Raw genomic sequence first — 14,902 nt, 5'->3', positions numbered from 1 at the left:
GCTGGCGGCGGACGCCCGGCCGACCCGCGGATCCCGTCCGTTGGGCGGCGTCGCGGCGGCACCCCGGTGTGTCACGCTGCGGCCGTGCAGCGCAACGTTCCGAACTGGCTGGCCCTGCCGGGGGCCCTGGCGTTCGTCGTGTCGCTGGCCAGCTACCTGCAGGTGGCCAGGATCGAGGGCGCGCAGCTGGACGACCGCGACATCGAGGTCTACGTGCAGGCCGGCGCCGCGTTCCGGCACCACGCGCACGTCTACGACCTGGCGTTCACCGCCGGGCACTGGCCGTTCACCTACCCGCCGGTGACCCTGCTCGCCTTCGACGCGCTGTCCCGGCTCGGCAGCGCCCACGCCCTCGTCGCGCTCAACGCGCTGACCGTCGCCTCGCTCGTCGGCGTCTGCCTGCTCAGCCTCCGGATGGCCGGGCTGCGCGGCGGGCCCGGCGTCGCCGGCGCCGCGCTCGCCCTCGCCGCCGGCGCCCTGTGGCTGGAGCCCGTCCAGGCGAACCTCAACGACGGCCAGATCAACATGATCCTGGTGCTGCTCGTCCTCGCCGACTTCGCGCTGCCGGACGGGCACCGGCTGCGGGGCGCGGCCGTCGGGGTGGCGACCGCGGCCAAGCTCGTGCCCGGGATCTTCATCGTGTACCTGCTGATCACCCGCCGGTTCCGGGCCGCCGCGACGGCGGCCGGGACGTTCGCCGCGCTGACGCTGCTCGGCTTCGCCACCGACCGGCGGGACTCGGCCGAGTACTGGTTCACCGGCATGTTCGCCAGCTCCGGCCGGGTCACTCAGGACAGCGCGCTCGGGGGGTCGCTGGACCAGTCGCTGCACACCCTCGCCGAACGCTGGACCGGCTCGGCCGCCGTCTACTACGCCCTGGCCGCCGCCGTCGGGGTCCTCGGGTTCGCCGTCGCCCGCACCGCCCACCTCCGCGGCGAGGAACTGGCCGGCGTCGCCTGCACCGCGCTCACCGGGCTGCTCGTCTCGCCGGTGTCGTGGACGTACCACTACGCCTGGATCGTGCCGGTGCTCGTGGCGACCGCCGCCGTCGTGGCGCAGGTCCCCGCCCGGCTGCGGTGGCTCGCCGCGGGGCTGCCCGGGCTGCTCGCGATGGCCTTCCTCGCCTGGCCGATGCAAGGGCGCGGCGACCGGGTCGCCGCCCCGCGCGGCCTGCTGTGGCACCTTCCCGACATCGAGGACCCCGCCACCTGGCACGGCGTGCAACGACTGGTCGGTGACACGTACACCCTGGTCAGCGTCGCTCTGCTGGTCCTCGCGGCGGTGTGGTTGCGGCCGGGGAAAACCGCTGTCCGGGCGCCGGCGGGCGTGGCAGGTTCGACCGTGTGACCGACTACCTGCACCTGAACCGCGCCCAATGGGACGAGCGGGCCCCCGCCCACGCCGCGTCGCCCGGCTACTCCCGGCAGCGGTTCCTCGACGACCCCGCCTTCCTGAGCGACGTCGTCCGCTTCGACCTGCCGCGGCTCGGCGACATCCGCGGCCTGCGCGCCGTGCACCTGCAGTGCCACATCGGCACCGACACGCTGTCGCTGCACCGCCTCGGCGCGGCGGTCACCGGCCTCGACTTCTCCGGCGCGTCCCTGGCGGAGGCCCGCGCGCTGGCCGCCGCGACCGGGGCGGAGGTCGGCTACGTCGAGGCCGACGTGTACGACGCGCCGAAGGTGCTCGAACCGGGCGCCTTCGACCTCGTGTACACCGGCATCGGCGCGCTCTGCTGGCTCCCGGACGTCCGCCGCTGGGCCGGGGTCGTCGCCGCGCTGCTGAAGCCCGGCGGCCGGCTGTTCATCCGCGAGGGCCACCCGATGCTGTGGGCCGTCGACGAGACCCGGCCCGACGGTCTCCTCGCGATCGACCAGGCGTACTTCGAACGGGATGAGCCCCTCGTGTGGGACGAGGACGGCACGTACGTCGAGACCGACACCGTCTTCCAGAACACGACCACCCACCAGTGGAACCACGGCCTCGGCGAGATCGTCACCGCCGTCATGGACGCCGGCCTGGACCTCACCATGCTGCGGGAGCACGACAGCGCGCCGTGGGACGCCCTGCCCGGCCGCACCACCGCCGACGAGCACGGCGAACACCGCCTCACCGACCGGCCGTGGCGGCTGCCGCAGACGTACACCCTCCAGGCCCGGAAACGGTGACGCTCTAGAATCTGGGCTTCACCAGTCGTCGTTCCCCGGGAGTGCCGCGTGTCCGCTTCGCCGTCGTCCGAGGCCGTTTCCGAGGCTGCCCGCGCCGCCCGGGCCGCCGCGCCGTCACTCGCCGCGGCGCCGGCCAAGACGATCGACGAGGCGCTGCGCGGCATGGCCCGCCGCCTCGGCGGCGGCGCCCGCGACGCGATCCTCGCCGCCAACCAGGAGGACCAGGCGGCGGCGCGGGCCGGCGGGATGAGCGGCGGGCTGCTGGACCGGCTGAAGCTCGACGAGGCCCGGCTGACCGCGATGGCGGCCCAGCTCGACATCCTCGCCGAGGTCGAGGCCGAGCCGGCGCAGCGCACCATCCGCACCCTCGACGGCGGCCTGGTCCTGCAGGAGTGGCGCCGGCCCGTCGGGGTCATCGGCGCCAACTACGAGGCCCGCCCCAACGTGACCGTCGACGTCGCGTCGCAGCTGGTCAAGTCGCAGAACGCGGGGGTGCTGCGGACCGGCTCCGCGGCCCTCGCGTCCGCGGTCGCGCTCATGGACGCCGTCGTCGCGCCCGCCCTCGCCGACGCCGGCCTCGACCCCGCCGCCGTGCAGCTGGTGCGGGCGAAGGGCCGCGACAGCGCCGAGGCGCTCGTGTCGCAGCCCGGCCTCATCCCGCTCGTCATCCTCCGCGGCAGCGGCGACAGCACCCGCAGCCTCGCCGAACGCGCCGCCCTGCACGGCGTGCGCACCCTCGCCCACGCCGACGGCGGCGGCGTCCTCTACCTCGACGAGGCCGCCGACCCGGCCAAGGCGGCCGCGCTCATCGACGCGGGCCTCGACCGGCTCGGCGTGTGCAACCGGCTCAACCTGCTGCTGGTGCACCAGGCGATCTGGGACGCGACCGTCCCCGGCGTCGTCGACACGCTCGCCGCCCGCACCCCGGCGATCGCCGCGTCGCTGCCGCCGCACAGCCACGCCCTCGGCTACGAGTGGGCCCTCGACTCCGCCGGCGAGGCGACCGTCACGATCGCCCCGGTCTCCGGCGTCCAGGAGGCGGCCCGCATCGCCAACGACGAGACGTCCGGGCTGGCGGCGGGGATCGTCACCGAGTCCACCGCCGCCGCCCGGGAGTTCCTCGCCGCCTACGCCGGCACCGGCGCCTTCTGGAACGCGACCACCCGCCTCCTCGACGGGTTCAAGCTCCTCGCGCTGCCGGAGACGGGCATCAACATCGACCGGGTGCCGGGGCCGCGCGGTCCGGTGACCTTCCGCGACCTGTCGCTGCGCCAGTACGTGGTCGTGCCCGCCGACCGGGCAGCCGACCTGGGCGCGTGAGCGGCCAGCGGAGCGTCCTGGGCCGCGAACCGGGATTGCAGGGTGAGCCTCAGGACGTGGCGGCGGTGATCGTCGCGACCTCGGCCGGGGTCAGCGCGACCGACGCCGCCGCCACGTTCGACTCCAGGTGCGCCACCGACCCCGTCCCCGGGATCGGCAGCATCGCCGGCGACCGGGCGAGCAGCCACGCGAGCACGAGCTGCCGGGTCGTGATGCCGTACCGCGCGGCGATCTCCTCGACCGCCGTCACCCCGTCGAGGTTCTGGATCGGCGCCCACGGCAGGAACACGATGCTCTCCTGCTCGCACAGGTCGACGAGCGACTCGGAGCCGCGGTCGTCGACGTTGTAGCGGTTCTGGATCGAGACGACGGGGGTCAGCCGCTGCGCGACCCGCAGCTGCTCCTCCGTCACGTTCGACAGGCCGATGTGGCGGATCTTGCCGGCGTCCTTGAGCTCGACCAGCGCGCCGACCGACTCCTCCAACGGCACATTCGGGTCCGGCCGGTGGAACTGGTACAGCGGGATCTGCTCCAGCCGGAGCTTCCGGAGGCTCCCGTCGAGCGCGCGGCGCAGGTGCGCGGGGTCGCCGTTCGACGTCCACTCGCCGGGCCCCGGCCGCTCCAGGCCGCCCTTCGTGGCGATCACGAGGTCGTCGGCGTAGGGATGCAGCGCCTCCGCGATCAGCTCCTCGCTCACGTCGGGCCCGTAGGAGTCGGCGGTGTCGATGAAGTTGACGCCGAGCTCCACGGCGCGGCGCAGCACCGCCACCGCGTCGGCTCGGCTCGGCGGGTCGCCCCAGATGCCGGTGCCGGTGACGCGCATGGCGCCGAAGCCGAGCCGGTTGACGGTCAGGTCACCGCCGAGGTCGATGGTCCCGGCCGCCGCCGCGGCGTGCACGCTGGTCTGCTCTGACATGCGGTTGGCTCTCCTCAGAACGGTATGGCAGGCAACCGTCCAAACGTAGCGCTGTGGCGAAGTACGGCTGGATTAGCGCGGAGAGGTATGGGTAAGGTGACCCTCCTCACGCCAACCGCTGGGAGTCACGCCGACCGCTGGGAGTGATGTCATGAACGCACAGGACCCGACCGGGGTGGACCCCGACAGCGCAGAGGGCCAGGCCAGGGCGGCCGCGCGGCGCGAGTACGAACAGGCGCAGAGCCGCGCCGTGCACGAGCAGCGCGGCGGGCGCATCGACGACGGTGCGGTCGACTCGACCGGCCAGCTGGTCCGCGAGCCGCGCCGGGCGACTCAGCTCGACGAGGACATCTGAGCCAGGCGGGTCTCGCGCTTCACCGCGTACATGCGGGCGTCGGCACGCCGCAGCAGCGCCTCCGCGGCCTCCGGGTCGCCGTCGACGACGCCGACGCTCGCCCGCACCAGCAGCCGGTGGCCCTGCACGGGCACCGGCACGTCCAGCAGGTCCAGGAACCTGCGGGCGACGGCCTCGGCGGCCCGCGCGCCGGACCCCGGCAGCAGCACCGCGAACTCGTCGCCGCCGATGCGGGCCGCCGTCCCGCCGGCCGGCACGCTGGCGGCGAGCCGCTCCGCGACCGCCACGAGCACCGCGTCCCCGGCGTGGTGCCCGTGCGTGTCGTTGATCATCTTGAAGTCGTCGAGGTCGACGAGGAGCACCGCCGCGACCGTGTTGCCGGCCTTGTGACCGGCCGTGTCGCCAGCCGGGGGCGCCGCCGCGGCGGCGAGCCGCGCGTCGAACAGCGCCCGGTTCGCCAGGCCCGTCAGCCCGTCGTGGGTCGCCTGGTGCCGCAGCTCGTCCTGCAGCAGCCGCGCCTGCGTGGCGTCGCGGGCGTTGCTGACGTAGCCGCCGACGCTCGGCAGGTGCAGCAGGTTGCGGCTCACGACGTCCAGCCACCGCCACGAGCCGTCGGCGTGCGCGTACCGCACCTGGTAGCTCACCGACGCGTTCGGGGCGGCCCGCAGCGTGTCCATCGCCGCCGCGAACACCGGCAGGTCGTCGGGGTGCACGTGCGACATGACGGTCGTGCCGAGCACCGCCGCGGGTGACTTGCCCAGCAGCCGCTCCGTCGCGGGCGTCACGTAGGTGAGCGCGCCGGCGGCGTCGACGACCGAGGTGATGTCGGTCGAGTGGGCCAGCAGCGACCGGAAGCGTTCCTGCTGCGCGCCGAGCTCCGCGAGCAGCGCCGCGTTCTCCCGGAACGCCAGCAGCTGCCGGGTCACCACCAGGACGGTGGTCGCGGCGAGACCGCCGAGCAGCAGCCACACGTCGGGGCCGAGCCCGTCGCGCAGCACGACCGGCAGCGCCGCGAAGAGCCCGGCGAGGGTCGTGTACGGCAGCAGGCTGTAGGGCCGCCGGGTCCGCTGCGTGGACCGCCGCTGGTCCAGCCGCACCGAGTGCTCCTGCAGCCGCGGCGCGACGGCGAGCAGCAGCGCCGGCAGCACCTGCGCGGCCAGCAGCAGCCGCAGGTGCCGGCCGTCGGCGGGGACGAGCGACCCGACGAACCCCTGGATGACGGCCGCGGCCACCATCGGCGCCGCCGCCAGCACGCTCAGCGGCGCGTTGCCGCTGAGCACCAGCTTCACCGCCGCGAACGCGGCGAACGCGATGATCACGGTGCCGAGCAGCAGCGCGACCGGGGAGCCGCCGGCCTGCGGCAGGAGCAGCAGCCAGATGAGCACCACCGCGCCGATCATCACCGACCCGGCGTCCAGCCAGAACCGCGGCGTCGTCAGGGGCGCCGGGTGGCTGAGCATGACCCAGATGAGCCAGCCGGCGCCGGCGAGGATCGCCACCGCCTGGAACGAGTTCGGCACCGCCGCCGCCGGCCCCGGATGCGTCCACGCGACGACGGTCTGGCTGAGGTCGCCGGCGACGAAGAACACCGCGGCGTTCGACGCCTGCCGCCAGAACCGGCGCGCCTCCCCCGGCAGCTGCGGCATCGCCGCGACCCGCCGCGCGAACACCCAGATCAGCAGGTCGGACACCGGCAGCACGGTCCAGAACAGCCGGACCCCGCCGGCGCCGGTCAGCAGGCAGCCGACGACGACCACCGCGGCCGCGGCGATCGCGAGCAGCGCACGGTCGCGCCGCAGGTGCCCGATCACGGGGTCAGCGCCGGGTTGAGGCGCAGGAACGCGGCCTCGACCTGCGCGACCGGCCCCGGCTTGGCGAAGTGGTAGCCCTGCGCGAGCCGGCAGCCGAGGTCGTGCAGCAGCCGCGCCTGCTCCTGGGTCTCGATGCCCTCCGCGATCGCGGGCAGCTGCCGGCTGGTGCCCAGCTGCAGCACCGCACGGGTGAACGCGTGGTCGCCGCCCGCGGCGTCGGCGGGGTCCGCCGGCACGAACGACCGGTCGATCTTCAGGATGTCGACGGGCAGCTGGGTGAGGTACGACAGCGACGAGTACCCGGTGCCGAAGTCGTCGATCGCGACCCGGATCCCGTGCTCGCGCAGCCCGTCGAGGGCGGCGAGCAGCGGCGCCGCGTCGTCGGCGACCCCGACGAACACCGACTCGGTGATCTCCAGGACGAGCGCGGACGCCGGCAGCCCGGTCCGGGCGAGGGTCCGCAGCACCTGCTCGGCGAAGCCGGGCTCGGCGAGCTGCCGCACCGACACGTTCACCGTCAGCGACGTGCCGTGCCGGTCGTGCCACGCCTTCGCGTCCCGGCACGCCTGCTCCAGGACCCACGCGCCGATCGGCACGATCATCCCGGTCTCCTCGGCGACGGGGATGAAATCCAGCGGCGGCACCGGCCCGCCCGCCGGCGTCCAGCGCAGCAGCGCCTCGACCGCCACGATCCGCGCCGACGGCAGCTCCACCACCGGCTGGTAGTGCACGGCCAGCTCGCCGCGGTCGATCGCGTGCCGCAGCCCGGCGCTGATGCGGGTGAACGTCTCGCGGGCCGTGCGCAGCTCCGGCCGGTACACGCTGACCCGGTCCCGCCCGGCGCGCTTCGCCGCCCGCAGCGCCAGCTCGGCGTCGGCGACCGCGTCGCGGGGCGCGGCCTTCGCCGCGAGGTGCACCAGCCCGAGGCTCGCCGTCAGGTGCACCGCCCGCCCGCCGACGGTGAGCGGCGCCTTGAGCTCCGCCCGCAGGTGCTCGGCGAGGTGCGCGGCCCGCAGCTGCTCGACGTCCTCGACGAACAGCGCGAACTCGTCGCCGCCGAGCCGCGCGAGCGTGTCCGAGGGCGCGGCGAGCCGCCGTAGGAGGGCGGTGACGGCGACGAGGACCTCGTCGCCGAAGGCGTGCCCGTGCGCGTCGTTGACGTCGGTGAACCGGTCCAGGTCCAGCAGGATCAGCGCGTGCCGGCCCTGCTCGGCCCGGGTCAGCGCCCACTCCATCCGCTGGGTCAGCAGCGCCCGGTTGGCCAGGCCGGTCGTCGGGTCGTGCAGGGCGCCGTGCCGCAGCTGGTGCTCCAGCGCCTCGCGCTCCACCAGCGCGTCGGACAGCTCCCGCCCGCGCCGCTCCAGCTCGCCCGCGTGCGCGTCGAGCTCGCCGGAGCGCCGCTGCGCGACCCTGGCCAGGCCGCCGAGGCGCAGCACCAGCAGCAGCGACAGGGCGGCGGACAGCAGCGCCGGCACGTACAGGTGGTCGTTGCCGGCGGTGCCCCGCTGCACGACGAACGCGACCGGCCCGATCACCGCGGCGCCGGCGAACATGAGGATCCGCGGGTGGGCGGCCACCTCGGCGTCCACCTGCGGCTGCCGCTCCCGCGGTTGCGTGGCCGGCCGCCGTCGCGGCAGGGCGGCGAGGCCCAGCGCCAGGTACGACAGCAGCCACAGCACGTTGTCCAGCAGCGCCACCGACCGGGTCGCGCCGGTCGCGGCATGCGCGAAGAAGATGAAGTTCGCCGCCAGTAGCAGGCCCAGGGCCAGCAGCACGAGCCGGTTCGCCGGTTCGCGCATCGCACCGGCGAACAGCACCCGCACCCCGGCCGCGAACAGCACCAGGTCGCACACCGGGTACAGCAGCGCCAGCGCCGTCGCGACCGGCCCGCCCGGGTCGGCGTGGTGCAGGTACGGGTGCAGCAGCATCATCCAGTCGACGAGCGCCAGCCCCGCCGCGATGATCGACGCGTCCAGCAGGGCGGTGCGGGCCCGCCCGCCGGCCGCCCGGATCAGGCCGGCGATCAGCAGCCCGTAGGACGCCAGGTAGCCGATGTCGTTCCAGGACGGGAACGGCACCGTGCCCTTGCCCAGCCCCTCGGCGCCCCACGCCAGGTCGGCGCCGAGCCGGACCGCGAACCCGGCCGCGACCAGCCGCCACGGCCCGCGGTCCCGGCCGCGCTCCCGCCACATGCGCGCGAGCAGGGGCGACCCGCACACGAGCGCCGTGAGCAGCCAGATCACCCGCCCGAGCCGGCCGTCGGTCACCGCCGACGCGGTGATCCCGGCCGCACCGGCGGTGAGCAGCACCCATCTCGTCGTGTGCACGCGCGCCTCCGCTCGGTGATCGGGTTACGTTCGAGTGCACCCGCGGGCGGTTGCGGCGCGGTTGCCCAGGTCGTTGCCGTGTGGTTCGCCGGTGAAGCGGGCATGGAATACACATGCGGTGCTTGAGCGGGCGATACCACCTCGGCGCGAAACTCGGCGAGGGCGGCATGGCGAGTGTCTGGCGGGCGCACGACGACGTCCTCGACCGGGACGTCGCGGTCAAGCTGCTCACCCCCGAGCACGCCGCCGACCCCGAGGCGTTCGACCGCGCCCGCAACGAGGCCCGCTCCGGCGCCCGCTTCGCCCACCCCAACGTGGTGGCCGTCTACGACTTCGGCACGTCCCGCCGCGGCGGCCGGGGCACCGCGTACCTGGTGATGGAGCTCGTCGAGGGCCCGCTGCTCGTCGACGCGATGCGCGCCGGCCCCCTCGACTGGCAGGTCGCGGTCAGGATCTGCGCCGAGGTCGGCGCGGGCCTCGCCGCCGCGCACGGGCACGGCATCGTCCACCGCGACGTGAAGCCGGCGAACGTCGTGCTGACCCCCGCCGGCGCGAAGATCCTCGACTTCGGGGTCGCCGCCCCCGTCGGCCACCCGTCGGAGCGGATCGTGTTCGGCACTCCCGCGTACCTGGCCCCGGAGCGCCTCGACACCGGGCCCGCCAGCACCGCCACCGACGTCTACGCCCTCGGCGTCCTGCTCTACCAGTGCCTGACCGGCCGCATCCCGTGGCCGGCCAGCACCGACGAGCAGGTCCTGCGCGCGCACCGGTTCACCCCGCCGGAGGCGCTGCCGCCGATCCCGGGCATGCCCCCGGAGATCGCCGAACTGTGCGCGTTGTGCCTGTCGAAGGTCCCCGAGTGCCGGCCGACGGCGATCGCCCTCGCCCTGATCCTGGCCGCCGCCGTCGACGTGTCGGTCCACGTCCCGCCGGTTTTGACGCACCGTCCGCGCCCGCTGCCCGACGCGCTGGACGCCCCGACCCTCGCTACCGATGTCATCGGATGAATCTCGAAACGCCAGCCCTTGTGTTTCGTGGCTTGTGCCTGATACACATCAGACCTCCGATGTATTGGGGGTCTTGTGCGAGGAGAATTCGACGGGCTCGCCGCCGTCGTCACTGGGGGCGCGTCCGGGATCGGGCTCGCCACGGCGCTGCACCTGGCTGAGCGCGGCGCCCGCGTCGCCTGCCTCGACCTGCGCCCCGGCGGGCTGCCCGAGCCGCTGATCGGCATCGCCGCCGACGTGTCCGACGACGCGACCGTGCGGGCCGGGATCGCCGCCGCCGCCGAACGCCTCGGCGGCATCGACATCCTGGTCAACAACGCGGGCATCGGGGCCATCGGCACCGTGGAGAGCAACCCCGACGACGAATGGCACCAGGTCCTCGACGTCAACGTCGTCGGCCTGGTCCGGGTGAGCCGGGCGGCGCTGCCGCACCTGCGCCGCTCCGCGCACGCCGCGATCGTCAACACCTGCTCGATCGCCGCCCACGCCGGCCTGCCCGACCGGGCCCTCTACAGCGCCAGCAAGGGCGCCGTGCAGGCGCTGACCGCGGCGATGGCCGCCGACCACGTGCGCGAAGGCATCCGGGTCTGCTGCGTCAACCCCGGCACCGCCGACACGCCCTGGGTGCGCCGGCTGCTCGACCAGGCCGCGGACCCCGCCGCGGAGCTCGCGGCGCTCAAGGCCCGCCAGCCGACCGGCCGCCTGGTCAGCGCCGAGGAGGTCGCGCACGCCATCGCCTACCTCGCCAGCCCCCTCGCCGGGGCGACCACCGGCACCGTGCTGTCCGTCGACGGCGGCATGCACGGCCTGCGACTGCGACCCCCGGCGTGAGGCTCGGGCTCGGCTGCGCCCAGCTGGGCAACCTGTACCACGAGATCGACGACGAGCGGGCGCACGCGACCGTCGACGCCGCCTGGGACGCCGGGGTGCGGCTCTTCGACACCGCGCCGCACTACGGGCTCGGCCTGTCGGAGCGGCGGCTCGGCGAGGCGCTGCGGGGGCGCCCCCGCGACCAGTACACCGTCAGCACCAAGGTCGGCAGGCTCCTCGTCGGCGACCCGTCCTACGCCGGCGGCATGGACACCGAAGGGTTCGTGGTGCCCGCCACCCACCGGCGGGTCTGGGACTTCAGCCGCGACGGGATCCGCCGCTCCCTGGAGGCCAGCCTGGCCCGGCTCGGCCTCGACCGGATCGACGTGGCGCTGCTGCACGACCCCGAGCAGCACCCGGAGGTCGCGCTGCGCACCGGCTTCCCGGCCCTCGCCGAGCTGCGCGCGGAAGGCGTCGTCGGCGCCATCGGCGCGGGGTCGAAGGACGCCGCGGTGCTGACCCGCGTCGTCGTCGAGTGCACCCCCGACGTCGTCCTCGTCGCCGGCCGCCACACGCTGCTCGACCAGACCGCCGAGGAGCGGCTGCTGCCGGCGTGCAAGGCGGCGGGGGTCCAGGTGTACAACGCGGGCGTGTTCAACAGCGGGCTCCTGGCGCTGCCCGACCCGCGCGCCGACCTGCCCTACGAGTACGCCACCGCACCCGCCGCGCTCGTCGCGAAGGCCCGCGAGCTCGCCGCCGCCTGCGACCGGCACGGCACGACGCTGCCGGCCGCGGCGCTCGCGTTCGCCGCCACGGACCCGGCCGTCACCGCCGTCGTCGTCGGCGCCGACTCCCCGGACCAGGTGCGCCGCAACGCCGCGCTCGCCGGCACCCCGCCGCCCGCGTCGCTGTGGCCGGCGCTGCGGGAGGCCGGGCTGCTGTGACGGTCATCGACGCGCACCACCACCTGTGGGACCTCGACGGCGGGTACACCTGGCTCGACGACCCCTCGCTCGCCCCGATCCGCCGCACGTTCACCCCCGCGGACCTGGAGGCCGAGCTGGCCGCGGCGGGGGTGTCGCGCACCGTCCTCGTCGAGGGCGGCCGCTGCGCCGCCGACGAGGCCGCGGTACTGCTCAGGCACGCCCTCGACACGCCGTCGATCGCCGGCGTGGTCGCCTGGGCCGACCCCGTGGACCTGCCCCTGGGGCGGTACCGGGAACTGCCGGGCGCGCAGCACCTGGTGGGGCTGCGCGCCCAGGTGCAGGCCGAACCGGCCGGCTACCTGGACCGGCCGGACGTCCGCGACGGGCTGCTGGCGATCGGCGCCGCCGGCCTCGCCTTCGACCTGGTCGTCCGGCACGACCAGCTCGCGGAGGCGGCCCGCCTCGCCCGGGACCTGCCCGACGTCCGGTTCGTGCTGGACCACCTCGGGAAGCCCGCGATCAGCTCCGGCGGGCTCGACCCGTGGCGGCGTGACCTGGCGCTCCTGGCCGGGTGCCCGAACGTCACGGCGAAGCTGTCGGGGCTGGTCACCGAGGCCGACCGGACCGCCTGGACCGCGGCGGACCTGGCCCCCTACGTGCGGGCCGCCGTCGAACTGTTCGGACCCGCACGGCTCATGTTCGGGTCGGACTGGCCCGTCTGCCTGCTCGCCGCCTCGTACCGGCGCGTCCTCGACACCATGCGAGACCTGCTGCTGGACACGGACGACGCCGGCCGCGCGGCCATCTTCGCCGGGACCGCCGCCGCGGTCTACCGGCTGGACACCGGCACGGCGGGCGTACAGTCGCCCCGGAGGAATCCATGAGGGAAACATGGCACTGACCGACGAGGCGATCGACAAGATCAAGGGCATGATCACCTCTGGTGAGCTCGGCCCCGGCGACCGGCTGCCGAAGGAGGCCGACCTCGCCGAGCGGCTCGGCCTGTCCCGCAACTCGCTGCGCGAGGCGGTCAAGGCGCTGTCGATGATCCGCGTCCTGGACGTCCGGCAGGGCGACGGCACCTACGTCACCAGCCTCGCCCCGGACCTGCTCCTCGACGCGCTGAGCTTCGTCGTCGACTTCCACCGCGACGACACCGTCCTGCAGTTCCTCGAGGTCCGCCGGATCCTGGAGCCCGCCGCGACCGCCCTCGCCACCGAGCGGATGACCCCCGCCGACGTCGCGAAGCTGCAGACGGTGCTCGACCAGCTCGGTGACGACCCGACGATCGAGGCGCTCGTCGCCAACGACCTGGAGTTTCACCGGCAGATCGCGGCCGGCTCCGGCAACGCCGTGCTGTGCTCCCTCATCGACGGGCTGTCCGGCCCCACGACCAGGGCCAGGATCTGGCGCGGCCTCACCCAGGAGGGCGCCGCCGAACGGACCCGCGAGCAGCACCAGGCGATCGTCGACGCGATCGGCGCCCGCCAGCCGGAGCTCGCCCGCTCCTGGGCGACGATCCACGTCGCGGGCGTGGAGGAGTGGCTGCGCCGCGCGCTGTGAGGCGTTCTTCGGCTGCCTTGGTCGTGACCGGTTTCGCTCAGGTGGGACGTATGGCCGCCGATCGGTGAACCCGTGGAGCGTGCAGAGGCGCAGCGTTCGAAACGGCAGTGGCTGGCCGACCAGCCGGTGGCCAGGAAACTCCTGCTGCTGGTGCTGGTGTGCTGCGCCGTCGGGGCCGTCGTCCTCGGCGTCGGGGTCAGCAGCCTCGGCGAGGTCAACGCCAAGGCCGGCGACCTGTACCGGAACAACCTCGTGCCCTCGTCGCACCTCGCGGCGATGAGCCAGTCGGCGATGAAGGTCCAGGGCGACGTCGCGAACCTCGCACTGTCCAACGGGCCCGTGGCCAGCAAGGCGTTCCAGGACGGCATCGCCGCCTCCGACGCCGCCGTCGACAAGGAACTCGCCGCGTACCGGTCGACGGTCACGACGACGAAGCAGCGGCAGCTGCTCGCCCGCTTCGAGATCTGGTGGGGCGCGTTCCGCAACATCCGCGACCACCGGCTGCTGCCGCTCGTCTCCGCCGGTGACATCCCCGGCTTCCAGGCCGCGTACCTCGGCGACGGCGCCACCGTCTCCGCGAACGCGATGGCGGCCCTCACCGACCTGCTCGCCTACGAGCAGGCCGGCGGCCGGTCCGGCGCCGGTCACGCCGCCGACGCCTACAACCGGGCGCGGATCGCCATGATCGTCGCGCTGCTCGCCGGGCTCGCCGCGGCGATGCTGCTCAGCCGCTACCTGACCGGGCTCATCGTCCGGCCGATCCGCCGCGTCCACGCCGTGCTGACCGCCGTCGCCGCCGGCGACCTGACCGCCGAGGCCGACATCCCGCAGCGCGACGAGGTCGGCGACATGGCCCGCGCGCTGAACGCGGCGACCGCCAGCACCCGCGAGGCGGTCAGCAGCCTCGGCGACAACTCCGCGACGCTGTCCGCCGCCGCGGAGGAGCTCACCGCGATCAGCCGGCAGATCGACACCAGCGCCACCGACGCCAACTCCCGCGCCTCACTCGTCGCCCGCGCCGCCGGCGAGGTCAGCGAGCACGTCGCCGCCGTGGCCAACGGCGCCATGGAGATGAGCACCGCGATCGAGGAGATCTCCCGCAGCACCGCGCACGCCGCGACCGTCACCGCCACCGCCGTCTCGATCGCCGCCACGACCAACGAGACCATCGGCAAGCTCGGCGCCTCCTCCGGCGAGATCGGTGAGGTCATCAAGGTCATCACGTCGATCGCCGGGCAGACGAACCTCCTCGCGCTCAACGCGACGATCGAGGCGGCCCGCGCCGGCGACTTCGGCAAGGGCTTCGCCGTCGTCGCCCAGGAGGTCAAGGACCTCGCCCGCGAGACCGCCCGGGCCACCGACGACATCGGCAAGCGCGTCCAGGCGATCCAGCTCGACACCGAGGACGCCGTCAACGCGATCAGCCAGATCGGCGAGGTCATCGCGCAGATGAGCGAGTACCAGCACTCGATCGCCGCCGCCGTCGAGGAGCAGGCGGTCACCGCCCGCACCATGGGCCACAGCGTCGACGAGGCCGCCGGCGGGTCCGTCGACATCGCCACCAACATCTCCGGCGTCGCCGACGCCACCAGGTCCACCAACGAGGGCGTCACCAGCACCGGCGAGGCCGTCGACCAGCTGGCCCGGATGGCCTCCGACATGCGCGGCCTCGTGTCGCGCTTCACGTACTGAGGACGTC

At 74.6% G+C, this 14,902-nt stretch carries 13 protein-coding genes; 10 read left to right on the top strand and 3 right to left on the bottom strand.

From position 1 onward, the window contains the following. The first annotated feature begins 84 nt into the window (after positions 1–84). The 3 genes from AB0J72_RS14960 to AB0J72_RS14950 are packed head-to-tail and all read left to right on the top strand — an operon-like array spanning position 85 to position 3,488. A complete protein-coding gene (locus AB0J72_RS14960) occupies positions 85–1,347 on the top strand; it encodes a glycosyltransferase 87 family protein (protein WP_363398867.1) in 1,263 nt (420 codons plus the stop codon). Beyond that, on the top strand, positions 1,344–2,168 hold the full coding sequence (locus AB0J72_RS14955) for a methyltransferase (RefSeq protein ID WP_363398865.1): 825 nt from the start codon (positions 1,344–1,346) through the stop codon (positions 2,166–2,168). The genes AB0J72_RS14960 and AB0J72_RS14955 overlap by 4 nt, the downstream gene beginning before the upstream one ends. A 48-nt stretch (positions 2,169–2,216) precedes the next feature. Next, positions 2,217–3,488, top strand: coding sequence for an aldehyde dehydrogenase family protein (locus AB0J72_RS14950; RefSeq protein ID WP_363398863.1), 1,272 nt, complete (start codon positions 2,217–2,219; stop codon positions 3,486–3,488). 49 nt (positions 3,489–3,537) lie between these two features. On the opposite strand, the gene AB0J72_RS14945 is transcribed toward AB0J72_RS14950, so the two are convergent. Then, the gene (locus AB0J72_RS14945; RefSeq protein WP_363398861.1) at positions 3,538–4,404 is read right to left on the bottom strand and encodes an aldo/keto reductase; all 867 of its coding nucleotides are present in this window, start codon (positions 4,402–4,404) and stop codon (positions 3,538–3,540) included. A gap of 151 nt (positions 4,405–4,555) precedes the next feature. Here AB0J72_RS14945 and AB0J72_RS14940 point away from each other — a divergent pair, with 151 nt between their 5' ends. Beyond that, the gene (locus AB0J72_RS14940; RefSeq protein WP_363398859.1) at positions 4,556–4,759 is read left to right on the top strand and encodes a hypothetical protein; all 204 of its coding nucleotides are present in this window, start codon (positions 4,556–4,558) and stop codon (positions 4,757–4,759) included. On the opposite strand, the gene AB0J72_RS14935 is transcribed toward AB0J72_RS14940, so the two are convergent. Both AB0J72_RS14935 and AB0J72_RS14930 read right to left on the bottom strand, forming a co-directional pair. Next, entirely contained in the window at positions 4,738–6,570 is a 1,833-nt protein-coding gene (locus AB0J72_RS14935; protein ID WP_363398857.1) for a diguanylate cyclase, read from the bottom strand. The two genes, AB0J72_RS14940 and AB0J72_RS14935, sit on opposite strands and share 22 nt — an antisense overlap. Further along, the gene (locus AB0J72_RS14930) at positions 6,567–8,897 is read right to left on the bottom strand and encodes a bifunctional diguanylate cyclase/phosphodiesterase (protein WP_363398854.1); all 2,331 of its coding nucleotides are present in this window, start codon (positions 8,895–8,897) and stop codon (positions 6,567–6,569) included. Before AB0J72_RS14930 ends, AB0J72_RS14935 begins: the two co-directional genes overlap by 4 nt. Positions 8,898–9,019: 122 nt before the next feature. On the opposite strand from AB0J72_RS14930, the gene AB0J72_RS14925 reads away from it, so the two are divergent. The 6 genes from AB0J72_RS14925 (at position 9,020) to AB0J72_RS14900 (ending at position 14,895) form a co-directional block, all read left to right on the top strand. Continuing rightward, positions 9,020–9,904 (top strand): serine/threonine-protein kinase, encoded by an 885-nt coding sequence (locus AB0J72_RS14925; protein WP_363398852.1) that lies wholly within the window; start codon positions 9,020–9,022, stop codon positions 9,902–9,904. A gap of 75 nt (positions 9,905–9,979) precedes the next feature. Further along, positions 9,980–10,735 carry an SDR family oxidoreductase gene (locus AB0J72_RS14920; RefSeq protein ID WP_363398850.1) on the top strand — a complete coding sequence of 252 codons (756 nt, stop codon included), beginning with the start codon at positions 9,980–9,982 and terminating at the stop codon, positions 10,733–10,735. Next, entirely contained in the window at positions 10,732–11,658 is a 927-nt protein-coding gene (locus AB0J72_RS14915) for an aldo/keto reductase (protein WP_363398848.1), read from the top strand. Before AB0J72_RS14920 ends, AB0J72_RS14915 begins: the two co-directional genes overlap by 4 nt. Beyond that, positions 11,655–12,524, top strand: coding sequence for an amidohydrolase family protein (locus AB0J72_RS14910; RefSeq protein WP_363398846.1), 870 nt, complete (start codon positions 11,655–11,657; stop codon positions 12,522–12,524). The genes AB0J72_RS14915 and AB0J72_RS14910 overlap by 4 nt, the downstream gene beginning before the upstream one ends. A 7-nt stretch (positions 12,525–12,531) precedes the next feature. Continuing rightward, complete coding sequence (locus tag AB0J72_RS14905; RefSeq protein WP_344502654.1) at positions 12,532–13,203, top strand: FadR/GntR family transcriptional regulator; 672 nt, start codon at positions 12,532–12,534, stop codon at positions 13,201–13,203. Between the two features lie 72 nt (positions 13,204–13,275). Continuing rightward, complete coding sequence (locus AB0J72_RS14900) at positions 13,276–14,895, top strand: methyl-accepting chemotaxis protein (RefSeq protein WP_363398844.1); 1,620 nt, start codon at positions 13,276–13,278, stop codon at positions 14,893–14,895. The last annotated feature ends 7 nt before the right edge of the window (positions 14,896–14,902 follow it).

The organism is Dactylosporangium sp. NPDC049742 (assembly GCF_040674675.1).
In the GTDB taxonomy this organism is placed as follows: Bacteria; Actinomycetota; Actinomycetes; order Mycobacteriales; family Micromonosporaceae; genus Dactylosporangium; species Dactylosporangium maewongense.
The sequence above is the reverse complement of the archived record's forward strand: the minus strand, read 5'-3'. Positions and strand labels throughout refer to the sequence as shown.

Bases quoted from the DNA above. Each gene is read 5' to 3' on its own strand.
- AB0J72_RS14945 (WP_363398861.1), bottom strand. From the start codon at position 4,404: ATGTCAGAGCAGACCAGCGTGCACGCCGCGGCGGCGGCCGGGACCATC.
- AB0J72_RS14905 (WP_344502654.1), top strand. From the start codon at position 12,532: ATGGCACTGACCGACGAGGCGATCGACAAGATCAAGGGCATGATCACC.
- AB0J72_RS14940 (WP_363398859.1), top strand. From the start codon at position 4,556: ATGAACGCACAGGACCCGACCGGGGTGGACCCCGACAGCGCAGAGGGC.